This is a genomic window from Serratia sp. BNK-12 (genome assembly GCF_047456085.1).
GTDB lineage: Bacteria > Pseudomonadota > Gammaproteobacteria > Enterobacterales > Enterobacteriaceae > Serratia > Serratia liquefaciens.
In genome coordinates this window covers 731,131-754,582 of record NZ_CP179896.1, presented here as the reverse complement: position 1 = coordinate 754,582, position 23,452 = coordinate 731,131, and the positions used below count along the sequence as shown (strand labels likewise).

General features: G+C 57.9%; 20 protein-coding genes. 11 read left to right on the top strand and 9 right to left on the bottom strand.

Translation table 11 applies throughout. From position 1 onward, the window contains the following. The first annotated feature begins 226 nt into the window (after positions 1 to 226). The 9 genes from yiaK to ACMGG1_RS03340 all read left to right on the top strand — a co-directional run bounded on the left by yiaK (position 227) and on the right by ACMGG1_RS03340 (position 9,252). Positions 227 to 1,225: a 3-dehydro-L-gulonate 2-dehydrogenase gene (gene yiaK / locus ACMGG1_RS03380; protein ID WP_046372691.1), complete on the top strand. Its 999-nt coding sequence runs from the start codon at positions 227 to 229 to the stop codon at positions 1,223 to 1,225. Positions 1,226 to 1,238: 13 nt separating this feature from the next. Next, the gene (locus tag ACMGG1_RS03375) at positions 1,239 to 1,709 is read left to right on the top strand and encodes a YhcH/YjgK/YiaL family protein (protein WP_262256170.1); all 471 of its coding nucleotides are present in this window, start codon (positions 1,239 to 1,241) and stop codon (positions 1,707 to 1,709) included. Positions 1,710 to 1,828: 119 nt separating this feature from the next. Next, entirely contained in the window at positions 1,829 to 3,124 is a 1,296-nt protein-coding gene (locus ACMGG1_RS03370; protein ID WP_262256172.1) for an MFS transporter, read from the top strand. Further along, positions 3,124 to 4,602, top strand: coding sequence for an FGGY-family carbohydrate kinase (locus tag ACMGG1_RS03365; RefSeq protein WP_316044211.1), 1,479 nt, complete (start codon positions 3,124 to 3,126; stop codon positions 4,600 to 4,602). The genes ACMGG1_RS03370 and ACMGG1_RS03365 overlap by 1 nt, the downstream gene beginning before the upstream one ends. A 9-nt stretch (positions 4,603 to 4,611) precedes the next feature. Continuing rightward, the gene (gene ulaD / locus ACMGG1_RS03360) at positions 4,612 to 5,268 is read left to right on the top strand and encodes a 3-keto-L-gulonate-6-phosphate decarboxylase UlaD (protein ID WP_046372688.1); all 657 of its coding nucleotides are present in this window, start codon (positions 4,612 to 4,614) and stop codon (positions 5,266 to 5,268) included. Between the two features lies 1 nt (position 5,269). Further along, positions 5,270 to 6,130, top strand: a complete 861-nt coding sequence (locus ACMGG1_RS03355) for an L-ribulose-5-phosphate 3-epimerase (protein WP_044553295.1) — start codon at positions 5,270 to 5,272, stop codon at positions 6,128 to 6,130. Further along, a complete protein-coding gene (araD, locus tag ACMGG1_RS03350) occupies positions 6,124 to 6,825 on the top strand; it encodes an L-ribulose-5-phosphate 4-epimerase (protein WP_020828517.1) in 702 nt (233 codons plus the stop codon). The genes ACMGG1_RS03355 and araD overlap by 7 nt, the downstream gene beginning before the upstream one ends. Positions 6,826 to 7,000: 175 nt before the next feature. Continuing rightward, entirely contained in the window at positions 7,001 to 7,699 is a 699-nt protein-coding gene (locus ACMGG1_RS03345; protein ID WP_262256174.1) for an RluA family pseudouridine synthase, read from the top strand. A 203-nt stretch (positions 7,700 to 7,902) separates the two neighbouring features. Beyond that, positions 7,903 to 9,252, top strand: coding sequence for an MFS transporter (locus ACMGG1_RS03340; RefSeq protein WP_187961888.1), 1,350 nt, complete (start codon positions 7,903 to 7,905; stop codon positions 9,250 to 9,252). Between the two features lie 90 nt (positions 9,253 to 9,342). Here the strand turns inward: ACMGG1_RS03340 and mscS are convergent, their stop codons facing one another. Then, entirely contained in the window at positions 9,343 to 10,212 is an 870-nt protein-coding gene (gene mscS / locus ACMGG1_RS03335) for a small-conductance mechanosensitive channel MscS (protein WP_020828520.1), read from the bottom strand. 205 nt (positions 10,213 to 10,417) lie between these two features. Between mscS and ACMGG1_RS03330 the strand changes: the two genes are divergently transcribed. After that, complete coding sequence (locus ACMGG1_RS03330; RefSeq protein ID WP_020828521.1) at positions 10,418 to 11,086, top strand: DUF1345 domain-containing protein; 669 nt, start codon at positions 10,418 to 10,420, stop codon at positions 11,084 to 11,086. Between the two features lie 56 nt (positions 11,087 to 11,142). Here the strand turns inward: ACMGG1_RS03330 and fbaA are convergent, their stop codons facing one another. The 4 genes from fbaA to ACMGG1_RS03310 all read right to left on the bottom strand — a co-directional run bounded on the left by fbaA (position 11,143) and on the right by ACMGG1_RS03310 (position 15,873). Then, positions 11,143 to 12,222: a class II fructose-bisphosphate aldolase gene (gene fbaA, locus ACMGG1_RS03325; protein WP_020828522.1), complete on the bottom strand. Its 1,080-nt coding sequence runs from the start codon at positions 12,220 to 12,222 to the stop codon at positions 11,143 to 11,145. Positions 12,223 to 12,338: 116 nt separating this feature from the next. Then, entirely contained in the window at positions 12,339 to 13,502 is a 1,164-nt protein-coding gene (gene pgk / locus ACMGG1_RS03320) for a phosphoglycerate kinase (protein ID WP_020828523.1), read from the bottom strand. 71 nt (positions 13,503 to 13,573) lie between these two features. Next, a complete protein-coding gene (gene epd / locus ACMGG1_RS03315) occupies positions 13,574 to 14,590 on the bottom strand; it encodes an erythrose-4-phosphate dehydrogenase (RefSeq protein ID WP_020828524.1) in 1,017 nt (338 codons plus the stop codon). Positions 14,591 to 14,913: 323 nt separating this feature from the next. Then, positions 14,914 to 15,873 carry a LysR substrate-binding domain-containing protein gene (locus ACMGG1_RS03310; protein WP_185959367.1) on the bottom strand — a complete coding sequence of 320 codons (960 nt, stop codon included), beginning with the start codon at positions 15,871 to 15,873 and terminating at the stop codon, positions 14,914 to 14,916. A 79-nt stretch (positions 15,874 to 15,952) separates the two neighbouring features. On the opposite strand from ACMGG1_RS03310, the gene ACMGG1_RS03305 reads away from it, so the two are divergent. After that, positions 15,953 to 17,032: a tartrate dehydrogenase gene (locus ACMGG1_RS03305; protein WP_142814460.1), complete on the top strand. Its 1,080-nt coding sequence runs from the start codon at positions 15,953 to 15,955 to the stop codon at positions 17,030 to 17,032. Between the two features lie 2 nt (positions 17,033 to 17,034). Here ACMGG1_RS03305 and ACMGG1_RS03300 read toward each other — a convergent pair whose 3' ends face one another. The 4 genes from ACMGG1_RS03300 to tkt form a co-directional block, all read right to left on the bottom strand. Beyond that, positions 17,035 to 18,105, bottom strand: a complete 1,071-nt coding sequence (locus ACMGG1_RS03300; RefSeq protein ID WP_142814459.1) for an ABC transporter ATP-binding protein — start codon at positions 18,103 to 18,105, stop codon at positions 17,035 to 17,037. Then, a complete protein-coding gene (locus ACMGG1_RS03295; RefSeq protein ID WP_020828532.1) occupies positions 18,098 to 19,867 on the bottom strand; it encodes an ABC transporter permease in 1,770 nt (589 codons plus the stop codon). Before ACMGG1_RS03295 ends, ACMGG1_RS03300 begins: the two co-directional genes overlap by 8 nt. 82 nt (positions 19,868 to 19,949) lie before the next feature. Further along, a complete protein-coding gene (locus ACMGG1_RS03290; protein WP_369982361.1) occupies positions 19,950 to 21,005 on the bottom strand; it encodes an ABC transporter substrate-binding protein in 1,056 nt (351 codons plus the stop codon). 353 nt (positions 21,006 to 21,358) lie between these two features. Further along, a complete protein-coding gene (gene tkt / locus ACMGG1_RS03285; RefSeq protein ID WP_020828025.1) occupies positions 21,359 to 23,353 on the bottom strand; it encodes a transketolase in 1,995 nt (664 codons plus the stop codon). Positions 23,354 to 23,452: the final 99 nt, after the last annotated feature.

Genomic DNA, 23,452 nt, shown 5'->3' with positions numbered 1-23,452 from the left:
AGTTACCGCTCTGCTTTGCCACGCCTAAAACACCGCAACGGCCAAAAACGTGCCTGCGATCACAAAACCACCAAGTTAATTTAACCACTTGTTTTATATGAATAACTTTCTCTTCCCTCGCTTTGACTTCATCTGGCCGCAGGTATAGCATTTATTTGAAATGCAATTTCGCATATTGAAATTCAAAGAACATAAAACAAACAAAATGCCGTAGCGGAGAACCAGCATGAGAGTGAGTTACACCGATCTGAAACAGGAATTCAAACGCGTGCTGCTGTCGCGGGGCGTGGCGGAAGCCACCGCCGATGACTGTGCGGGCATGTTCGCCGACACCTCTGCCAACGGCGTTTACTCCCACGGCGTTAACCGTTTCCCACGCTTTATTCAGCAGTTGGACGCCGGCGATATCGTGCCGGACGCCGAGCCCAGCAAGCTGTTGTCGCTCGGAGCCATTGAACAATGGGACGCGCATCAGGGTATCGGCAATCTCACGGCGCGCCGGATGATGGATCGCGCCATGCAGTTGGCCGACAGCCACGGCATAGGTCTGGTGGCCCTGCGCAATGCCAACCACTGGATGCGCGGCGGTGGTTTCGGTTGGCAGGCGGCGGAGAAAGGTTATATCGGTATCTGCTGGACCAACTCAATTGCCGTTATGCCACCCTGGGGCGCCAAGGAGTGCCGCATCGGCACCAACCCGCTGATCGTCGCGGTGCCGGGCAACCCCATCACCATGGTGGATATGTCGATGTCGATGTTCTCCTATGGCGCACTGGAGCTAAATCGGCTGGCGGGCAAAACGCTGCCGGTGGACGGCGGTTTCGACAACGACGGACAATTGACGCGCGATCCTGCCACCATTGAAGAGAACCGCCGCATTTTGCCTATGGGCTACTGGAAAGGATCCGCGCTGTCGATCGTGCTCGATATGATTGCCACCCTGCTGTCTGGCGGATCCTCAGTGGCGGAAGTGACCGAAGACAACCGCGAAGAGTATGGCGTGTCGCAGGTCTTCATCGCCATTGAGATCGAACGCTTGATCGACGGCGCCACCCGCGATGCCAAACTGCAGCGCATCATGGACTACATCACCAGCGCAGAACGCGACAACCCGGAGATAGCCATTCGCCTGCCGGGCCATAAATTCCCACGTATTCACGCGGAAAACATGCGTGACGGCATTCCCGTGGATGAGCGCGTCTGGGCGCGTATTCAGGCGCTTTAACAGGAGAGTCACCATGATATTCGGCCATATTGTCCATACTTCGCCGGAGCAGTACCCGGCGCCGGTGGCCAAAGCCATCGCCTATCTGCAAAGCACCGATTTCAGCGCCCTGCCCGCCGGTCGGTATCAGGATCCTGCCACCGGCTACGTGGTACAGGTGCTGGATCTGCAGACCCACCAGCCGAGCGATCTGCGACCGGAGGTACACCGGGAAAACGTCGACGTGCAGTTTCTGGTCAGCGGCACCGAATTGATCGGTGTGGCGGCAGATCGCGGTAATAACCCGATCCACCAGGATTTGCTGGCGCAGCGCGACATTCTTTTTTATCAGGACGTCGCCGATGAATCCTGGTTAACCCTGCGGCCCGGAAATTTTGCGGTATTTTTCCCGCAGGATGTGCATCGCCCGGCCTGTATTAACCAACAGCCCGGCGATATTCGCAAAGTGGTGGTGAAAATACCGCTGGCATTATTTAGCGCTTAATTAGCAGCAAACGAAAACCTGCAAAAAACACCGGTCCTCAGGCCGGTGCGGGCGCCCTTGTGCCCAACGCAAACCAAAACAATAAAGCCCGACCCTACAAAATAGCGAAAGGTGTATAGATGAATACAGCCTCTGTTTCCGTTAGCCGCAGCCAGGTCATTCCCAAATTACGCTGGTTGAGAATAGTGCCGCCTATTCTTATTACCTGCATCATCTCCTACATGGACCGGGTGAATATTGCCTTCGCCATGCCCGGCGGCATGGACGATGAACTAGGCATCACCGCTTCCATGGCCGGCCTGGCCGGCGGCATCTTCTTTATCGGCTATCTGTTTTTGCAGGTGCCGGGTGGCAAGCTGGCGGTGTACGGCAACGGCAAGAAATTCATCGGCTGGTCACTGCTGGCCTGGGCGGTGATCTCGGTACTGACCGGGCTGGTCAGCAATCAATATCAGCTGTTATTCCTGCGTTTCGCGCTGGGCGTCTCCGAGGGCGGCATGCTGCCGGTGGTGCTGACCATGATCAGCAACTGGTTCCCGGACAAGGAGCGCGGGCGCGCCAACGCCATCGTAATTATGTTCGTGCCCATTGCCGGTATTCTCACCGCGCCGCTGTCCGGTTGGATCATCACCGCCTGGGACTGGCGCATGCTGTTCCTGGTGGAAGGCGCGCTGTCGCTGGTGGTGATGGTGCTGTGGTATTTCACCATCAGCAACCGCCCGCAGGAGGCCAAGTGGATTTCACAGGCTGAAAAAGACTACCTGATCAAAACGTTGCATGACGAACAGCTGCTGATCAAAGGCAAAACGGTGCGTAACGCCTCGCTGCGCCGGGTGCTGGGCGACAAGATCATGTGGCAGTTGATCATGGTGAACTTCTTCTATCAAACCGGGATCTACGGCTACACCCTGTGGCTGCCGACCATCCTCAAGGGGCTGACCAACGGCAACATGGAGCAGGTCGGCATGCTGGCCATCCTGCCCTATATCGGCGCCATCTTCGGCATGCTGATCATCTCCACCCTGTCCGATCGTACCGGCAAACGCAAAGTGTTCGTCGCATTGCCGCTGGCCTGCTTCGCCATCTGTATGGCGCTGTCAGTGCTGTTAAAAGATCACATCTGGTGGTCTTACGCGGCGCTGGTCGGCTGCGGCGTCTTTATCCAGGCCGCCGCCGGGGTGTTTTGGACCATTCCTCCCAAACTGTTTAACGCCGAAGTGGCCGGCGGGGCACGCGGCGTGATCAACGCACTTGGCAACCTGGGCGGCTTCTGCGGCCCGTACATGGTCGGCGTCTTGATCAGTCTGTTCAGCAAGGATGTCGGCGTTTATAGCCTGGCGGTATCGCTGACCATCGCGTCGGTTCTGGCACTGATGTTGCCGAATAAATGCGACCAGAAAGCGGGGGCCGAATAATGGAATATTGGTTGGGGTTGGACTGCGGCGGCACCTTTATCAAAGCCGGGCTCTATGACCGCCGAGGTAGCGAGCTGGATATTGCCCGCCGCAATCTTGAGATTATCGCGCCGCAGCCCGGCTGGGCGGAACGGGATATGCACGCGCTGTGGAGCACCGCCGCCGAGGTGATCCGGGAAGTCTTGGCCCGCAACGAGGTTGCCGCCGGTGATATTCAGGCAATCGGCATCTCGGCACAGGGCAAGGGCGCGTTTTTATTGGATAAACGCGGCCTGCCACTGGGCAACGCCATGCTGTCTTCCGATCAGCGCGCATTGACACTGGTGCAGGAGTGGCAAAAACAGGGCGTGCCGCAGGCACTCTACCCGCAGACCCGACAAACGCTGTGGACCGGCCATCCGGTGTCATTGCTGCGCTGGGTCAGGCAACACCAGCCGGAACGCTATCGCCAAATTGGCAGCGTTTTGATGGCGCACGATTATCTGCGCTACTGCCTGACCGGCGAGCTGGCCTGCGAAGAGACCAATATCTCCGAATCCAATCTTTATCAGATGGCCGACGGCCGCTATGACCCGGCGCTGGCGCAGTTGCTGGGGATTGGCGACATCATGCCCGCGCTGCCACCGATCGTCGGTTCCGCCGAAATCGCCGGGCGCGTCAACGCTACTGCTGCCGCCGCGACCGGGCTGCTGCCGGGAACGCCGGTGGTTGGCGGGCTGTTTGACGTGGTGTCTACCGCACTGTGCGCCGGGCTGCAGGACGAAACCCGACTCAATGCTGTGATGGGTACCTGGTCGGTCACCAGCGGCATCACCGACCGCATTACCGCAGGGTTCGATCATCCCTTTGTTTATGGCCGTCATGCCGAAGCCGGCAAATACATCGTGCATGAAGCCAGCCCCACCTCCGCCGCCAACCTGGAGTGGTTCTGCCGACAATGGGGCCTGCAAGACTACGCCCAACTCAATGACTGGGTAGCGGCGTTGCCCAAGGCCGACAGCAGCCTGCTGTTCGCACCCTTCCTGTATGGCTCCAACGCCGGGCTGGGCCTGAGCGCCAGCTTCCACGGCCTGCAGGCTTTCCACCAGCGCGAGCACCTGGTGCAGGCGATTTACGAGGGGGTGGTGTTCTGCCATATGACCCATCTCAACCGCATGCGGCAACGTTTCCCTGCGGCCACCGCGCTGCGCGTCACCGGTGGCCCAGCCAAGTCAGTGCCCTGGATGCAGATGTTTGCCGACGTCAGCGGCCTGCCGGTCGAACTGCCGCAGGTGGAAGAAACCGGCTGCCTGGGCGCCGCGATGGCGGCGATGGTCGGCAGCGACGCATTCAGCGACTTCACCGCTGCCCAACGCGAGCTGGCGCCACGTATTGAGCAGGTGTTGCCGGATACTTCAGCAAGTGCGGCCTACGGCAAAAAACACCAACGTTATCAGGCGCTGATTGCCGCGCTGCAAACGCTGCAATCCGCACAGTAAGGAGGCTTTATGAGCAATAAACCGCGCCTGCAGCTGGCGCTCGATCACACCCGGTTAGATACCGCTCTGCAGACGGCAGAACGCCTGCGGCCCCACGTCGACATCATCGAGGCCGGCACCATCTTATGCATCAGCGCCGGTATTCAGGCGGTGAGCGCACTGCGCGAGCGCTGCCCGCAACATACGCTGGTGGCCGACCTGAAAGTGGCCGATGCCGGTGGCACGTTGGCGCAACAGGCCTTCGGCCACGGTGCCAACTGGATGACCGTCATTTGCGCCGCCCCGTTGGCCACCATGGCCAGTGCGCTGGAAGTGGCGCAACGACACCAGGGCGAGATCCAGATTGAGCTGTTCGGCCGCTGGACGTTGGAGGATGCCCAACAGTGGCGCGATCTCGGTATCCGCCAGGCGATATACCACCGTGGCCGCGACGCGCAGGCCAGCGGGCAAACCTGGAGCCATCAAGATTTGGATCTGATGAAGGCCTTGTCTGATCTGGGCATTGAATTGTCGGTGACCGGCGGTATCACGCCGACCGATTTGCCGCTGTTTAAAGACATCGCCGTGACCGCTTTTATCGTCGGCAGAGCGCTGGCGGAGGCTGCCGATCCGCTGGCCGCTGCCGGTCAGTTCCGCTCGGCCATTGATGACATCTGGAGAAGTTGATATGCGTCAGCACCCCTTGGGAATTTATGAAAAAGCCTTGCCGAAGCACCTGACCTGGCCCGAGCGGCTGGCGCTGGCCAAGGCCTGCGGTTTTGATTTTGTTGAAATGTCGGTGGATGAAAGCGACGAGCGGCTGGCACGTCTGAGCTGGAGTAAGGAGCAGCGGTTGTCGTTGGTCAGCGCCATGCTGGAAACCGGCATCAGCATCCCGTCGATGTGCCTGTCCGGTCATCGCCGCTTTCCCTTCGGCAGCCATGACGATGCGCTGCGTCAGCGTGCCTTCGAGATGATGGAACAGGCGATTCAACTGGCGAAGGACGTCGGCATCCGCACCATTCAGCTCGCCGGCTATGACGTCTATTACGAGCCGCAGGACGAAAGCACCCTTGCCCGCTTCACCGAGGGTATGCAGTGGGCAGTCGAGCGCGCCGCCGCAGCGCAGGTGATGCTGGCGGTAGAGATCATGGACACCGCCTTTATGAACTCCATCAGCAAATGGAAGGCCTGGGACGCCTGCCTGGCCTCCCCCTGGTTCACGGTTTATCCGGACGTCGGCAATCTGAGCGCCTGGGGCAATGACGTGGCGCAGGAGTTGGCGCTGGGCATTGACCGCATCGCCGCCATCCATTTGAAGGACACTTACCCGGTTACCGATAGCTCGCCGGGACAGTTCCGCGACGTGCCGTTTGGCGAAGGCTGCGTCGATTTTGTCGCCGTATTCCGCACCCTGAAACAGCTTAACTACCGCGGTGCTTTCCTGATTGAAATGTGGACCGAAAAAGCCGAAGAGCCAGTGGCCGAGATTGTGCAGGCCCGCCGGTGGATCGAACAGAAAATGCAACAAGGGGGTATGACATGCTAACGCTGCCGCAGCTTAAACAACAGGTGCTGGAAGCCAACCTAGACCTGCCGCGCCATAACCTGGTGACCTTCACCTGGGGTAACGTCAGCGCCGTGGATCGCGAACGCGGGCTGGTGGTGATCAAACCTTCCGGCGTGGAGTATGAACACATGACTGCGGAGGACATGGTGGTGGTCGATCTCGCCAACGGGCACACCGTCGAGGGCACCAAAAAGCCCTCCTCTGACACCGCTACCCATCTGGCGCTGTACCGTGAATTCGCCGATATCGGCGGTATCGTTCATACCCATTCGCGCCACGCTACCATCTGGGCGCAGGCAGGATTGGATATCCCCGCCTGGGGCACCACCCACGCCGATTACTTCTACGGTGCGATTCCCTGTACCCGCCTGATGACCGAAGACGAAATTGAGCATGAATACGAGCTGGAAACCGGCAAGGTCATTATCGATACCTTCCGCCGTCGCGGCATCAACCCGAACGCCATTCCGGCAGTATTGGTCAATTCACACGGGCCGTTCGCCTGGGGCAAGGACGCGCACAGTGCGGTGCATAACGCGGTGGTGCTGGAAGAAATTGCCTACATGGGGATTTTTTCACGTCAGCTAACGCCGGGCATTCACAGCATGCAACCGGCACTGCTGGATAAACATTACCTGCGCAAACACGGCAAAAATGCCTACTACGGGCAATAAGCCGGCAACGCCTTTCAGTAACCCCTTTGGAAGCCAGACGCCGTTCGGCGTCTGGTGAAAGCCCCTCTGCCGGGTTAACCGTTCACCCTCCTTTGGCAAGGGGCCGGGCAGCGACAACTGACTGGCGGCCAAAAATTCGTTATTATCCGCTCCCACTTTCCCGTCGGGCAGCCTGATGTCTAAGATTATCGATACCTTTATTGCCCCGCCGTGCCATGACCAGATAGAAACGCTGTATCAGGACGAGAGTCTGGTGCTTATCAATAAACCCGCCGGGCTGCTAAGCCTCTCGGGGAAAAACCCGCAAAACCTCGATTCGGTGCATCATCGGCTGGTGCAGCTATTTCCTGGCTGTACGCTGGTCCACCGCCTTGATTTAGGCACTTCCGGGCTGATGGTGATAGCGCGTAATAAAGCGATCAATGCCGCCCTTTGCCAACAGTTCAGTCAGCGTACCGTCACCAAGGTGTACAGCGCATTGCTCTGCGGGCACCTGAACGACGACGAAGGGGTGATAGATGCGGCAATTGCCAAAGATCCGGCGCTGTTCCCGCTGATGTCGATTTGCTCACTCCACGGCAAGCCCGCTCGCTCACGCTATCGGGTCGTTGAACGCACTTATCGCGAGTTGACAGACGGGACGTTACTGCCGTTGACGCGGGTACAGTTAATCCCGGAGACCGGGCGCACCCATCAGCTGCGTATCCACTGCCAGCAGTTGGGCCATCCTATTTTGGGCTGTGACCTGTATGGCGGCCGTCTGCTGCCAGGCACCGAAGGGACGCCGCGATTGATGCTGCACGCCAGCGAACTGCATTTCGTTCATCCTGTCAGCGCAGAGAAGATCAAAGCCCACCATGCTTGCCCGTTCTGAGAACCGAGTATTTTGGCCGTTTTGTCTGAAACAGAACGGCTCATCTCAGCGCATCGCTGCAAGCCGCTGGCTCTGGTGTATACTCAGACTTTCTGCACCATGCCAGCCACAGCGGCTTTGGTTCAGGCCCGTTTCAGCAAGAGCCTGACGCCTGCACAGCCCTCCAGCCAGCTCCACACAAGCCTAATTAAAGTGGAACCCCCATGAGCCAAAATACCGCTCGTATCAGCGAGATCATCGACAACGCGAAAATCTCGCCCTATCAAATCCTGATCCTTACCCTGTGTTTCCTGATCGTCCTGCTGGACGGTTTTGACACTGCCATCATCGGCTATATCGCCCCGGCGTTACGCGAAGAGTGGCAACTGCTGCCTGCCCAGCTATCGCCGACGTTTGGCGCGGGATTGTTCGGCCTGCTGCTCGGCAGCCTGATCTTCGGCCCGGTTGCCGATGCCATAGGGCGCAAGCGCGTGCTGCTCGCCTCCATACTGATCTTTGGCGGAGGCACTCTGGCCTCGGCCTATACCAGCTCAATCGAGTCGTTGACCCTGCTGCGTTTAATCACCGGTATCGGTTTGGGTGGGGCGATGCCCACCTGCATCACCCTGAGCTCGGAATACTCGCCGGCACGTCGGCGGATGATCATGGTCACCCTCAGTTGGAGCGGTTTTACCGCCGGTCTGGCACTGGGCGGCATCCTTGCCGGGCAGGTTATTCCGGCCTTCGGCTGGCGTGGTTTGCTGATGCTCGGCGGCATCGCGCCATTGTTGCTGTTGCCGTTGCTGGCCTGGCAGATGCCCGAGTCAGCGCGCTTTATGAGTGCCAGCCCGAAACATGCCGATAGCCTGCGCCAGGTGGTCGAGCGTATCACCGGCAAAAGTTGGGCCGGCGTGACGATTATCGATGATGAACGCCCCGCGCTGGCCAGATCGCCAATCTCCCACCTGTTCATCGAAGGTCGCGCAGTGCGCACTTTGCTGCTGTGGGTGGCATTCTTCTGCTCGTTGTTTGTGTTTTATCTGCTCACCAGTTGGCTGCCGAGCATCCTCAAGGATACCGGGTACGATATCGTCCACGCTTCGCGCATCGGGGCGATGGTGCCGCTGGGCGGAACCCTCGGTGCCATCCTTATGGCGCTGCTGATGGACCGCGTCGGCCCCTACCGGGTATTGGCCCTGTCGTACCTGGGTGCCGCGCTGGTGATTGGCGCTACCGGTTATCTGATGGGGGACGCCTATACGCTGGCGGTCACCGTATTCCTCATCGGTTTCGGCGTGGCCGGTGCGCAGAACGGTCTGAATCTGGTCTCCGCTACCCTTTATCCTACCGCCGCTCGCGTCACCGGAGTCAGTTGGGCGATGGCGAGCGGTCGCTTCGGCTCGATCGTCGGTTCAATGCTTGGCGCCTGGATGATCGTCGCGGCAGGGACGTCGGAGATGTTCTTCATCTGGCTGGCGCTGCCGGTACTGGTGGGCTCTGCCGCTATTTTCCTGCTCTACCGGCTCAGCGTGAACCGCCGCGTCCCTGTGCCAGACTCCGCGTTATCAAACTGATAAAATGAAAAAGCCGAGGCGACATCCGCAGGATGCAGCCTCGGCCGGCAATAAAAAAAGGGGCCGTGGCCCCTTTTCTCTTGTTCTGCTTTATTCCGCTTTCGCGGTAGCCGCTTCTTCAGTGCGGTACAGATGAACATCCATCTGCGGGAACGGAATGCCGATATTGTTGGCATCCAGCGCGCGCTTGAAGTTCTCCATCAGATCGAAGTATACGTTCCAGTATTCCGCATTGGTGGTCCAGGAACGGGTGACAAAGTTCAGTGAAGATGGCGCCATCTCGTTCAAGCGTACGGTTACGCCTTTGGCGTGCATGATGCGCTTGTCGGCAGCGATCACATCACCCAACACTTTTTTCACCACGTCGATATCGGCGTTATAAGCCACGCCAACCACGATGTCTACGCGGCGGTTTGGCTCGCGGGAATAGTTGATGATGTTGCCGGCGATGATTTTGCCGTTCGGCACCACGATGGTTTTGTTGTCTGCGGTACGCAGCGTGGTGGAGAAAATCTGCACCTGGTCGACGGTACCGGCTACGCCGCCCAGATCGACATATTCACCGGCACGCAGTGGACGGAAGGCCACCAGCAGCACGCCTGCAGCGAAGTTGGACAGTGAGCCCTGCAGCGCCAGGCCGACGGCCAAACCTGCGGCACCCAACACGGCGATCACCGAGGTGGTCTGAACGCCAACGCGCCCCAGCACGGCGATAAAGGTGAAGGCCAGAATGCCGTAACGCGCCATGGCAGACAGGAAGTCGGCAACCGTGGCGTCAATACCGCGCAGCTTCATCACCCGGCTTAATGCATTGCTGACTACGCGTGCAATGATCGAACCGATGATGAAAATAACGATCGCCGCGACGATGTTCACCGCGTACTGAATCAATAAGTCCTGGTTCTGCACCAGCCAGTTACCGGCACCATTAATGCCATCTACTACATTCAGATCTTTCATTCGTGTCGTCCTAACTTGTCCCTAAGGGGATAAACTCGCAAAAAAACTGACATCAGCCGTCAGTCGGAAACCACCGCCTTAGGTTAACCAACATTTCCACCGCATGCCAACCGTAAGCGTCAAAAATAGCCGAAACAGCCGCCACGCTTCTTCTATGCTGAACACAGCGCTATCGCCTTTATAACGATAAGGAACTTCATCGGTTATGCACATTCCATCGTCAATCAAACACTACTGGCAGGTTCGGCCAAGGCTGCTGCTGTCCGTCGGTGCGGGCATTTTGTGCTACCTGCTGCTGCCCGCCACGCTTTCTGAGCTGCAGCGACTGATGCTCGGCTGGAACGTTTTGGCCTGGTGCTATCTGCTGTTTCTCTGGCGACTGATGCTGATCAGCACGCCAAAGCACATCCGCCAACTGGCACGGGCACAGGATGAGAGCGCCAGTATGGTGCTGGCACTGGTCAGCATCGGCTGTCTGGTGAGCATTTTATCCATTCTGTTTGAGCTGAGCACCGCCAAACAGGTCAGCGATTCGCTGAAGACGCTGCATCTGGCGCTGACCGGCGCGACGCTGGTGGTGTCCTGGTTACTGCTGCCCACGGCATTTACCATGCACTATGCCCACCAGTTTTATCGTCAGGGTGCACAGCAGGATCCGCTGCCGCTGTTGTTTCCCGGCGACCTTAAGGAGCCTACCTATTGGGACTTTGCCTATTTCTCGTTCACCATCGCGGTGGCTTCGCAAACTGCCGACGTGGCCGTCGGTGCGGCCGAGGTGCGCAAAGTCGCTCTACTGCAATCGGTGATTTCCTTTGTTTTCAATCTGGTGATCCTGGGGCTGTCGATTAACGTCGGCGCCAGTCTGTTGGGCTAGCAACAAAAAAGGCTCCCCGAAGGGAGCCTTTCAATATGGTTAACAGCTGACCGAGATTACAGAACGTCTACTGCGTTCAGATCTTTGAAAGCCTGTTCCAGACGAGTAATCATGGAAGTCTGGGCTGAACGCAGCCATACGCGTGGATCGTAGTATTTCTTGTTCGGCTGGTCGGCGCCTTTCGGGTTGCCCAACTGGCCCTGCAGGTAAGCTTCGTTCGCTTTGTAGTACTGCAGGATACCGTCCCAGGTTGCCCATTGGGTGTCGGTATCGATGTTCATTTTGATCACGCCGTAACCTACGGATTCTTTGATCTCTGCGTCGGTAGAACCGGAACCGCCGTGGAACACGAAGTTCAGGCTGTTGTGCGGCAGATTGAATTTCTTGGACACGTAGTCCTGAGAATCACGCAGGATGGTCGGAGTCAGTTTAACGTTGCCTGGCTTGTATACGCCGTGCACGTTACCGAAGGACGCTGCGATGGTGAAGCGTGGGCTGATGGCGTTCAGTTTTTCGTACGCGTAAGCCACGTCTTCCGGTTGGGTGTACAGAGCGGATGCGTCCATATGGCTGTTGTCCACGCCATCTTCTTCACCGCCGGTGCAGCCCAGTTCGATTTCCAGGGTCATACCGATCTTCGCCATGCGAGTCAGGTATTTGCTGCAAATTTCGATGTTTTCTTCCAGGGACTCTTCAGACAGGTCGATCATGTGAGAAGAGAACAGTGGCTTACCGGTAGCCGCGAAGTGTTTCTCGCCAGCGTCCAGCAGGCCGTCCAGCCATGGCAGCAGTTTCTTCGCACAGTGGTCGGTGTGCAGAATAACCGGCACGCCGTAATGCTCAGCCATCTGGTGAACATGATGTGCACCAGAGATAGCGCCCAGAATTGCTGCACCCTGAGGAACGTCAGTCTTCACGCCTTTACCGGCGATGAACGCGGCACCGCCGTTAGAGAACTGTACGATAACCGGAGCACGCACCTTCGCTGCTGTTTCCAGCACGGCGTTGATGGAGTCGGTACCTACGCAGTTCACTGCTGGCAGAGCAAAGTTGTTCTCTTTAGCTACTGCGAATACTTTCTGAACGTCATCACCAGTGATGACACCCGGTTTTACGAAATCAAAAATTTTAGACATGTTACTTTGTCCTGTTTCGTCGGCCGTAGATGGATGTAAATCGATTTTTCATGCCGCGCCGCATTATGCCGCGCGGTATAAAACAAACGGGCGGCTTTCGCCTCCCGTTGTCTGAATTACTGCTTAGCGCGCTCTTCCAGCATCACGACCGCCGGTAACGCTTTACCTTCCACGAATTCCAGGAAGGCGCCGCCGCCGGTTGAGATGTAGGAAATCTTGTCAGCAATGCCGAACAGGTCGATTGCTGCCAGGGTGTCGCCGCCGCCTGCGATAGAGAAGGCTTCGCTGTCTGCGATAGCGCGAGCGACAATTTCGGTGCCCTTACGGAAGTTAGGGAACTCGAATACGCCAACCGGGCCATTCCACAGAATGGTTTTGGCGTTCTTCAGGATAACGGCCAGACGCTCGGCTGAGACGTCGCCCATATCCAGAATTTGCTCGTTGTCCTGAATTTCGTTCGCCTGCTTCACGGTCGCAACCGCAGTTTCAGAAAACTCGGTCGCCACGCGCACGTCGGTCGGAACCGGAATGTCGCAGGTTTCCAGCAGTTTCTTGGCGTTGTCGATCAGATCAGGTTCGTACAGAGACTGGCCCACGTTGTTGCCCTGCGCCGCCACGAAGGTGTTGGCGATGCCGCCACCGACGATCAGCTGATCGGCGATTTTGGACAGGGAATCCAGTACGGTCAGTTTGGTGGAAACTTTAGAACCACCCACGATGGCAACCATCGGACGGGCTGGGTTGCCCAGCGCTTTACCCAGCGCTTCCAGCTCTGCAGACAGCAGCGGGCCGGCACAGGCAACAGGCGCGAACTTGCCCACGCCATGGGTGGAAGCCTGTGCACGGTGTGCGGTGCCGAAGGCGTCCATCACATACACGTCACACAGTGCCGCATATTTCTTGGACAGGGTTTCGTCGTCTTTTTTCTCGCCCTTGTTGAAACGGACGTTTTCCAGCACGACCAGCTCGCCTTCTGCAACATCAACGCCATCCAGGTAGTCTTTAGCCAGACGTACCGGGTTTTTCAGGTGTTCTTTCAGATAGTTGACAACAGGCAGCAGGGAGAATTCTTCGTTGTACTCGCCTTCGGTAGGACGACCCAGGTGGGAAGTTACCATCACGCGGGCGCCTTGTTTCAGCGCAGCTTCAATAGTCGGCAGGGAGGCACGGATACGTGCATCGGAAGTCACTTTACCGTCTTTCACTGGAACGTTCAGATCGGAGCGGATCAGAACGCGTTTACCTGCCAGATCCAGATCGGACATGTTAATTACAGACATGGTGAACCCTCTTGGTTGATTCTCTATAAAGTTGCCTGAGCGGCGCACCGGCCAGTGCCGATGCCGCCGTACTAGAAACCGCTTGCGGCCATTGCCCGTGTTGTATCCAACATCCGGTTGGCAAAGCCCCATTCATTATCACACCAGACCAAGGTCTTGATCAGGTGTTGTCCGCTGACCCGAGTCTGCGTACCGTCGACGATAGCGCTGTGCGGGTCATGGTTAAAATCGATCGAGACTAATGGTAGTTCCGTATAGTCAACTATACCACGAAAAGATCCCCGTGCGGCCATTTGCAACAGCTGGTTGACCTCTGCCACTTTCACCGCCGAACTGACGCTGACGCTGAGATCGATGGCCGTCACGTTGATGGTTGGTACACGTACAGAAATCGCTTCAAAACGATCGCAAAACTGCGGAAAAACGCGGGTAATACCGGCGGCCAGCTTGGTGTCGACCGGAATAATCGACTGGCTCGCCGCGCGGGTGCGCCGCAAATCCTGGTGATAGGCGTCTATCACTGGCTGATCGTTCATTGAGGAGTGAATGGTGGTCACCGTGCCCGACTCGATGCTGTAGGCATCGTCCAGCAGTTTGATCACCGGAATAATGCAGTTGGTGGTGCATGACGCATTGGACACGATGCGGTGTTCCGCCAGCAGCGTCTGATGGTTGACGCCAAACACGATGGTGGCGTCCAGATCGTTGCCGCCGGGGTGAGCGAACAACACTTTCTTCGCCCCCGCCGCCAGATGAGCCTCGCCATCCGCCCGACTGCCGTACACGCCGCTGCAGTCCAGCACCACGTCAACGCCCAGCTCGCCCCAGGGAAGCTGTTCCACCGCCGGCTGATGCAGCAAACGAATGGTATCGTCCCCGACGGTCAACATGTCGCATTCCTGGCGAACATCCCAGGCAAAACGGCCATGGCTGGAGTCGTATTTCAGCAGGTGGGCCATCCCCTCGGCGTTCGCCAATTCGTTGATCGCCACCACGGAAATTTCCGCTCTTCGTCCCGACTCATACAGTGCGCGTAAAACGCTGCGGCCTATGCGGCCAAAGCCGTTTATCGCTATGCGGATTGTCATGCTGCTCCTGAAAAAGGGCCTTCTCACACCGGGCATGCTCACCCTATCTGAGAGAGCGCTGATAGGTTATCAAGCTCACTCGCATAGAGTACTTTAGCGCACCGCCTGCTGTGAATCGCCACGTCGCATTATTCCTTCCATCAGCCGCGTGTTCATCACCTTCACTCCAGCGTTTCAGTTGAATTCCGATACAACTGAAACGCTTCAGCTGAGCATAAACCAAAGTTTTGCCAAAAGGAACAGATGCGACAGCTCGCCTGACAACTGATCGACACTTTGCGGGAATAAAATGATCTGGCGCACACTTTTGCCTCCTCCTTGCCCTAGCGACGCGCCAGGTATTCCGACAACAACGAGGCTTCGCCATAGTGTTGGCGGAAATAATCGCGCAAAAATTCGACGGTCACCCGCACCTTCGCCGAGGTCGCCAGGCGTGAAACGTACACCGCCCAAATATCTGCCGGCTGGTAGTAGTCCGGCAGGATATGCACCAGCCAGCCATTTTCAATACTCTCTCGTACGTCCCAGAAAGAGCGTAGCGCAACGCCCTGTCCGTCCAGGCACCATTGATGCACAATTTCACCGTTGTTGGATGACAGCCCGCCGGTCACCTTCACCGCCTCCTCCCCTTGCGGCCCCTGCAGTCGCCACAGCCCAAAAGGATGGTCACGCTCTTTAATTGCCAGACATGCGCGTCCGGAAAGCTCGCTCAAGGTTTTCGGTGTGCCGTAACGCTGCAGGTATTGCGGAGACGCGCACAAAATGCGTTGGTTCTGCGCCAGCTTGCGGGCAATCAGATTGGGGGCAATGTCATCACCGATGCGGATATCCAGGTCAAAACCTTCGCTGACCAAATCCACCAGCCGATCGGAAACGTCCAGCCGCAGTTCAAGCGCCGGGTATTCCAGCGCCAGCGCCGACAGTGCCGGGCCGACAAAACGCCGACCGAAGCCGAAACTGCTGACAATACGCAACGTACCTTGCGGTGCCTGACGGGCGTCGGAAAGCTCATCCATCATTTGATCGACGTCGTTCAGAATGCGTTGTGCCCACTCGTAAATGCGCTCGCCATCTTCGGTGATCGCCACCCGGCGCGTAGTGCGGTGCAGCAACGACACGTCCAGCGCCTTTTCCAACAGCGCAATACGTTTGCTGATGAATGCCGGTGAAACGCCCAGCTCGTCGGCGGCGGCGGCAAAACCGGCGCGTCGCGCCACCAACACAAACACCCGCAGGTCACTCAGGATAGGTAGATTATTCATGATTCGTGTTTTATGTTTCACCGTTTCCAGCATTGATTAACAGTTAGTCAATTATAGGATGGAAGGGATGTCAATCGCCCCTCTTCACAAGTGAGATCCTATGAGCAAAAGCTATAAAATCGCCGCCATACCGGGAGACGGTATTGGCCAGGAAGTGATGCCGGAAGGCATTCGGGTGTTGCAAGCTGCTGCCGCGCGTTGGGATTTGTCCCTGGAGTTTGAAACCTTCGAATGGGCCAGCTGCGATTATTACCTTCAGCACGGCCAGATGATGCCGGACGATTGGTTCGAGCAACTACAAGGCTTTGACGCCGTCTATTTTGGTGCCGTCGGCTGGCCGGACAAGGTGCCGGACCATATCTCGCTGTGGGGCTCATTGCTAAAATTCCGTCGCGATTTCGATCAGTACGTCAACCTGCGTCCGGTGCGCTTGTTCCCCGGCGTGCCCTGCCCGCTGGCAAATAAGAACCCGGGGGATATCGATTTTTACGTGGTGCGTGAAAATACCGAAGGGGAGTACTCGTCGCTCGGCGGCCGAATGTTTGAAGGCACAGAACGCGAAATGGTGATCCAGGAGTCGGTGTTCACCCGCCACGGCGTCGACCGCATTTTGAAATACGCCTTTGAGCTGGCGCAACAACGCCCGCGCAAGACGCTCACCGCCGCCACAAAATCCAACGGAATGGCGATCAGCATGCCGTATTGGGATGAACGTGTAGCCGCCATGGCGCAGCAGTATCCGGACATTCGCTGGGACAAACAGCATATCGATATTCTTTGCGCGCGCTTCGTGCTGCAACCCGAACGTTTCGACGTGGTGGTAGCCTCCAACCTGTTCGGCGACATCCTGTCCGATCTTGGCCCGGCCTGCGCCGGCACTATCGGTATCGCGCCTTCGGCCAACCTGAACCCCGAGCGCAATTTTCCGTCATTGTTCGAGCCGGTGCACGGTTCCGCACCGGATATTTTCGGCAAAAAAATCGCCAACCCTGTCGCCATGATCTGGGCCGGTGCCATGATGCTGGACTTCCTCGGTAAGGATGAACCACGCTATCGCCAGGCGCATGACGGTATTCTCGCCGCCATCGAACAGGTTATCGCCTGCGGGCCACGTACCCCGGACATGCACGGCGATGCCACCACCCAGCAGGTCGGTCAGGCGATCGCCGCCCTGCTTTAACCTCAGGCCTTGGGGAAAATCCACAGGTGCTCTGCCGGCAAGGACAGCCGGCAAAGCGTCTGTCCGCGCACTTCGGTGCCATAAGCCCGCACCACGAAATCTTCAGCAACGGTGCGGAACAGGTATTCCCAACGATCGCCCAGGTACATGCTGGTCAGCAGTGGCAACTCCAGTTGGTTGCCCTGGGGATCCTCACCCAGGCGCACGCGTTCTACCCGGATCACCGCCGTGGCTTCATCGCCAACCTTTACCCCTGCGCCTGCCATGCCCCACAGCGCCCAATCTTTCCCTTCGATGCGCGCCTTGCCCTCGCTCATCTCGGTGATTTTGCCGAACAGGCGGTTATTGCTGCCCATAAACTCGGCGGTAAACAGGGTCGAGGGGGAGCCGTACATTTCCTGTGGCGTGCCCTGCTGTTCGATCTTGCCGTTGTTGAGCAACAAAATGCGATCGGAAATGGCCATCGCCTCGTTCTGATCGTGGGTCACCATCAGCGCCGACAACCCCAGCTTGATAATCAGTTCACGCAGAAACACCCGCGCCTCTTCGCGCAGCTTGGCATCCAGGTTGGATAGCGGCTCATCCAGCAGGATCACCGGCGGGTTGTACACCAACGCCCGACCAATCGCCACGCGCTGCTGCTGGCCGCCGGACAGCTGATGCGGATGGCGTTTGCCCAGATGTCCCAGTCCCAGTTGATCCAGCACCCCTTGCACCCGCTGGGTAATTTCCGCCGTGGAAACTTTGCGTAATTTCAGCGGATAGGCGACGTTCTCAAACACGGTTTTATGCGGCCACAGGGCATAGGACTGGAATACCAGCCCGAGGTTGCGCTCCTCCGCCGGGATCTCGCTGCGCGCAGTGCCGTCATACACCTTATTGCTGCCAATGGTAATGCTGCCCTGCGTTGGCTTCTCCAGCCCGGCGACCGCCCGCAACAGCGTCGTTTTACCGCTGCCCGACGGCCCCAGCAGCGAAACCACCTCGCCGCGCTTGAGCTGCATCGAAACGCCTTTCAGCACCGGGTTGTCGCCGTAGGTCAAATGCAGGTTCTCTACCGAAAGTTCAATCATGTAATTTCACTCCAAAGCGCAAGGCGATCCCCAGCCCCAGCACCACCAGCAGGATGTTAATGAAGGAGAGCGCGGCCACGATATCAATGGCACCCGCCGCCCACAGCGAAACCAGCATCGAACCTATGGTTTCGGTGCCTGGAGACAACAGGTAAACCCCGGTGGAATACTCTCGTTCGAAAATCAGGAACATCAGCAACCACGAGCCGATCAGGCCGTAGCGCGACAGCGGAATAGTCACGTGACGAGTGATCTGCCCACGGGAGGCACCGGCACTGCGCGCAGCCTCTTCCAGTTCAGGGCCGACCTGCAACAGCGTCGAGGAGATCAACCTCAGGCCGTAGGCCATCCACACCACGGTATACGCCAGCCAAACGCTGAAGATGGTGCTGCGCAAAGAACGTAGCCAGACAATCAGGTTTTCCCGCAGCCATTCGGCGACCGGCAGGGCCGATAACCAGCCCTCTTTCAGCGACTTGTCCAGCCACATCGGCAGGAACAGGAACACCCACAGGAACGCCAGCCCCGCCAGCAAACCCGGCACCGCACGCGGTACCAGCACGCTGTAATCGAGAAAACGGGTAGCGCCGTCGGGTTTGCGGTGCATGGCAATGCCGATGAACAGATAACAGACTACCGCCAGAGCACCGCCGATCACCCCTATCGCCATCGAGTTGACGATGGCTCGCAACAGGTTGGGTTGCTGCCAGATGGTGCGGAAGGTATTGAGCGACAGCTCGTCCCAGATAGAAACACCCACGCCCCAGTTGGAAATAAAGGCACGCAGCACCACGCCCACCAGTGGCACACCTATGGTCACCGTCAGCCAAAACACCACCACCGCACCGGCGACCCAGCGCCATTTGCCCAGCGGCAGCGCCCGCGCCTGCGACGCCTTGCCCTTTACGGTGACGAAACGGTTGGCGGTACGCATCAGACGGCGCTGCAACATCACCAGCGGAATGGTGATGCAAATCAGCACCACCGCCACTGCCGCCATCAGGTGGTAAGACGGCGTGCCCAGCTTGTTGGTCAGTTGATACAGGTAGGTCGCCAGCACCAGGTTCCCTTCGGGATCGCCCAGCACCAGCATCAGGCCGAACACCTCCAGCCCGAGAAAGAACAGCAATACGCCAGCATACAGAATCGAAGGGCGCACCATCGGCAAACTGACGGCCGTCATGACCTGCAAGGGCGAAGCCCCTGCCGTACGAGCGGCCTCCTCCACGTCTGAGCCGACGCTGCGCAAGGCCGAGGAAATATAAAGATAAGCGTGCGGCACGTGGGTTAATCCGGCAATGACCACAATGCTGGCCATCGAGTAGATATTCCAGGGCACAAAGCCCAGCAGCGATTCCGCCCATAGCGAGAAGAAGCCGACCGGCCCGGCGGCCACCACGTAGCCAAAGCCCAGCACCATCGGTGAGACAAAGATCGGCACCAGGATCAGCGGTTCAATAAACCGACGACCGGGCAAATCGGTTCTGACCATCAAAAAGGCCAGAATACCTCCCAGCGGAATGGCGATCACCACTAAGCCAAAGGCCAGGATAAAGCCACTTTTCAGCGCCTTGTAAAAGTCGGGATCGGTAAAAATAAACTCGAACGCCTCAAGGCTAAAAACCTTGGAGGGCGAAAAAAAAGGTGCGGAGAGAAAACTTTGAATCACGATAAATGACAGCGGAACATAGATAACCAGCGCGGTTATCACCACCACCAAGCCACGCGGCAGGCTCTGCCACTTTCTGCGCCATGTATTCATAATCTATCCCAATGGTTGTAAACATCGACCACCAAAGGGCGCGCGCCTCCCTGGCAGACGCGCGTCCGGAGCCTGTCCTAATTTATTTTGCCGCGGCGGTACGCCATTGCTTGATGTAGTCCAGCCGTTTGGCCGGCTGCAGGTACTCCAACAGGCTTTCGTCCACCGGAATAGGCTTCAGCGCGTTGCCAAGCATTTTGGTCATGCCGTCGATGTCGTTTTTGCCTTCAATGTCATTACGGATAGAGGGAATATCGGCCTGGTTGGCGAGAATGCTCTGGCCCTTTTCCGACAATACGTAGTTAAGCCAAAGTTTTGCCGCGTTGCTGTTGGCAGCCTCTTTGCTGATAAAGGACACGCGCGACAGCACCAGGGTGTAATCTTTCGGGTAAGCGATGCCCAGAGAAGGGTCAGTTTTGGCGCGGGCTTCGGCGTAGGAACCCAGAATGTTGAAACCAATCAGGTTTTCACCGGACGATACCCTTTCCATCATGGTACCGGTGGACGACTGCACGGCCAGACCGCCTTTGGCAACGTCAGCCAGCGTAGCGAAATAGTTCGGATCGGCCTTGAAGTCCTGCACCGACAGCATGAAGCCCAACCCTGATTTTTCAATGTCATAGGTCGTGACTTTCTTTTTAAACTTGTCGGTTTGACTGGCGATCAGCTTTGCCAGCGCAGCGTGCGAGTCCGGCACATCCCCCTGCGGGATCAGCCGTTTGTTATAAATGAAGACCACCGGCTCATAGGTGGTGCCGTAGGCTCTCTCTTTCCAGACCGCCCACTTGGGCAGTTGGCCCTGTTCCGGCGAGGCGTATTCTTGCGCATAGTCGGTTGCCAGCTTCAGCGCGGTATCCATCGACGAACTCCACACCACGTCACCGCTGGTGCCACCCGCCGCCTGTTCGCTGATATAGCGGTTATACAGCTCGGTGCTGTTCATGTCGTTGTATTCGACCTTAACGCCCGGATACAGCGCTTCGAACCCCTGAATCAACGGTCCTGCGGCTTTGGTATCCGTGGTGGAATACACCACTACCTTGCCCTCTTTCTTCGCGCCATCCACAATTTTCTGATAGTCGGCTGGATAGCCTGCAGGGAACTCAGCGTAAGCAGGCACTGCACCCAGTACCGCCATCGCCACCACCGACGCGCCGATTCTTGTTAACATAATCAACTCCTGGTTACATTTAATAAACTAAAAATTAACATATAGTTAATAAGTGTTCTTAAGCAACGCCGTTGATTTTTTATCTTCGTATTTTGTGAGGTTGGGCGATTTTTGGGCAAGAAAAAGCCCGGCAAGATGCCCGGGCTCAGATTGATGACAAAGTCCTTTGCAGTTAAAAATTCCGATCTGGGGACGAATAAAAACAAAGGATTATGTCTTCAGATTTACCCCAAACAGCCGAAAACCACGTTTTTCGGCTGTTTGTCATTAGACTAAGCCCGGCAAGGTGTCGGGCCTGGGGTAATGCGACGCGAGATGCCTTATTTCAGCAGTGCCTGCGCCTTGGCCACCACGTTATCCACGGTGAAGCCGAACTCTTTGAACAGCTGCTCTGCCGGTGCCGACTCACCAAAGGTGGTCATGCCCACGATAGCGCCGTTCAGGCCCACGTACTTGTACCAGTAGTCCGCGATACCCGCTTCCACCGCCACGCGGGCAGTGACCGCCGCCGGCAGCACGGATTCACGGTAAGCCGCGTCCTGCTTGTCGAAGGCGTCGGTAGACGGCATCGAGACCACGCGCACCTTGGTGCCCGCCGCGCTCAGCTTGTCTGCCGCTTCCACGGTGATGCCCACTTCCGAACCGGTGGCAATCAGGATGACGTCCGGCGTACCGGCACAGTCCTTCAGCACGTAGCCGCCGCGGTAAACGTTGGCCAGCTGCTCCGCGGTACGCGGCTGCTGGGTCAGGTTCTGACGCGAGAAAATCAGCGTGGTCGGGCCGTCATTGCGCTCGATGCCGTACTGCCAGGCAATCGCCGATTCCACCTGGTCACACGGACGCCAGGTGCTCATGTTCGGGGTCACGCGCAGGCTGGCAATCTGCTCAACCGGCTGGTGCGTCGGGCCGTCTTCGCCCAGACCGATGGAGTCGTGGGTATAAACGAACACGTTGCGGATTTTCATCAGCGCCGCCATGCGCACCGCGTTACGGGCGTATTCCACGAACATCAGGAAGGTCGCGGAGTACGGCAGGAAGCCGCCGTGCAGCGCGATGCCGTTGGTGATGGCGGTCATGCCGAACTCGCGCACGCCGTAGTGGATGTAGTTACCCGCCGGGTCAACGTTCAGCGCTTTCGAGCCGGACCACATGGTCAGGTTGCTTGGCGCCAGGTCAGCGGAGCCGCCGAGGAACTCAGGCAGCACCTTGCCGAAGGCTTCCAGCGCGTTCTGCGAGGCCTTGCGGCTGGCGATGTTGGCCGGGTTGGCCTGCAGCTGCTCGACGAAGGCTTTGGCGTCGGCTTTCCAGTTGGCCGGCAGTTCGCCGTTCATGCGGCGTTTGAACTCGGCAGCCAGTTCCGGGAAGGCCTTGGCGTAGGCGGCGAACTTGTCGTTCCAGGCCGCTTCTTTCGCCTTGCCGGCTTCTTTGGCGTCCCACTGGGCATAGATGTCCTGCGGGATTTCGAAGGCGGCGTATTTCCAGCCCAGGGCTTCGCGGGTGGCGGCCACTTCGGCGGCGCCCAGTGCAGCACCGTGCACGTCGTGGGTACCGGCCTTGTTCGGGGAGCCGAAGCCAATCACGGTTTTGCACATCAGCAGGGACGGCTTGTCGGTGACCTTGCGGGCTTCTTCAATCGCGGCCTTGATGGCATCCGGGTTGTGGCCGTCCACGTGACGCACCACGTGCCAGCCGTAGGCTTCAAAGCGCTCGGCGGTGTTGTCGGTGAACCAGCCTTCCACGTGACCGTCGATGGAGATGCCGTTGTCATCGTAGAACGCAGTCAGTTTGCCGAGCTTGAGGGTACCGGCCAGGGAACAGACTTCGTGAGAGATGCCTTCCATCATGCAGCCGTCGCCCATAAAGGCGTAGGTGTGGTGGTCGACCACGTCATGGCCCGGGCGGTTGAACTGCGCAGCCAGGGTGCGTTCGGCAATGGCGAAGCCGACGGCGTTGGCGATGCCCTGGCCCAGTGGGCCGGTGGTGGTTTCCACGCCTGGGGTGTAGCCGTATTCCGGGTGACCCGGGGTTTTGGAGTGCAGCTGGCGGAAGTTTTCCAGCTCGCTCATCGGCAGGTCGTAGCCGGTGAGGTGCAGCAGGCTGTAAATCAGCATGGAGCCATGGCCGTTGGAGAGGACGAAGCGGTCACGGTCAGCCCAGTGCGGGTTGGTCGGGTTGTGGTTCAGGTAGTCACGCCACAGGACTTCGGCGATGTCCGCCATGCCCATAGGTGCACCCGGGTGGCCGGAATTTGCTTTTTGTACGGCGTCCATGCTGAGTGCGCGGATGGCGTTGGCAAGCTCTTTACGAGAGGACATGTTTTACTCCAGGTCGGATTAAAAAATCAGTCAAGTTTTCTATTTTCTCAGACTCCGCATTAAAACGGCAATCCCTAATACCAAATGAGAGCGAGTTCA

Excerpts from the sequence above, each read along its gene's own strand:
- ACMGG1_RS03355 (WP_044553295.1), top strand. The coding sequence starts at position 5,270 with ATGCGTCAGCACCCCTTGGGAATTTATGAAAAAGCCTTGCCGAAGCAC.
- epd (WP_020828524.1), bottom strand. The coding sequence starts at position 14,590 with ATGACAATCCGCATAGCGATAAACGGCTTTGGCCGCATAGGCCGCAGC.
- ACMGG1_RS03305 (WP_142814460.1), top strand. The coding sequence starts at position 15,953 with ATGAGCAAAAGCTATAAAATCGCCGCCATACCGGGAGACGGTATTGGC.
- ACMGG1_RS03300 (WP_142814459.1), bottom strand. The coding sequence starts at position 18,105 with ATGATTGAACTTTCGGTAGAGAACCTGCATTTGACCTACGGCGACAAC.
- ACMGG1_RS03330 (WP_020828521.1), top strand. The coding sequence starts at position 10,418 with ATGCACATTCCATCGTCAATCAAACACTACTGGCAGGTTCGGCCAAGG.
- ACMGG1_RS03295 (WP_020828532.1), bottom strand. The coding sequence starts at position 19,867 with ATGAATACATGGCGCAGAAAGTGGCAGAGCCTGCCGCGTGGCTTGGTG.
- ulaD (WP_046372688.1), top strand. The coding sequence starts at position 4,612 with ATGAGCAATAAACCGCGCCTGCAGCTGGCGCTCGATCACACCCGGTTA.
- ACMGG1_RS03375 (WP_262256170.1), top strand. The coding sequence starts at position 1,239 with ATGATATTCGGCCATATTGTCCATACTTCGCCGGAGCAGTACCCGGCG.
- tkt (WP_020828025.1), bottom strand. The coding sequence starts at position 23,353 with ATGTCCTCTCGTAAAGAGCTTGCCAACGCCATCCGCGCACTCAGCATG.
- pgk (WP_020828523.1), bottom strand. The coding sequence starts at position 13,502 with ATGTCTGTAATTAACATGTCCGATCTGGATCTGGCAGGTAAACGCGTT.
- yiaK (WP_046372691.1), top strand. The coding sequence starts at position 227 with ATGAGAGTGAGTTACACCGATCTGAAACAGGAATTCAAACGCGTGCTG.
- araD (WP_020828517.1), top strand. The coding sequence starts at position 6,124 with ATGCTAACGCTGCCGCAGCTTAAACAACAGGTGCTGGAAGCCAACCTA.
- ACMGG1_RS03370 (WP_262256172.1), top strand. The coding sequence starts at position 1,829 with ATGAATACAGCCTCTGTTTCCGTTAGCCGCAGCCAGGTCATTCCCAAA.
- ACMGG1_RS03365 (WP_316044211.1), top strand. The coding sequence starts at position 3,124 with ATGGAATATTGGTTGGGGTTGGACTGCGGCGGCACCTTTATCAAAGCC.
- ACMGG1_RS03340 (WP_187961888.1), top strand. The coding sequence starts at position 7,903 with ATGAGCCAAAATACCGCTCGTATCAGCGAGATCATCGACAACGCGAAA.
- mscS (WP_020828520.1), bottom strand. The coding sequence starts at position 10,212 with ATGAAAGATCTGAATGTAGTAGATGGCATTAATGGTGCCGGTAACTGG.
- fbaA (WP_020828522.1), bottom strand. The coding sequence starts at position 12,222 with ATGTCTAAAATTTTTGATTTCGTAAAACCGGGTGTCATCACTGGTGAT.
- ACMGG1_RS03345 (WP_262256174.1), top strand. The coding sequence starts at position 7,001 with ATGTCTAAGATTATCGATACCTTTATTGCCCCGCCGTGCCATGACCAG.
- ACMGG1_RS03290 (WP_369982361.1), bottom strand. The coding sequence starts at position 21,005 with ATGGCGGTACTGGGTGCAGTGCCTGCTTACGCTGAGTTCCCTGCAGGC.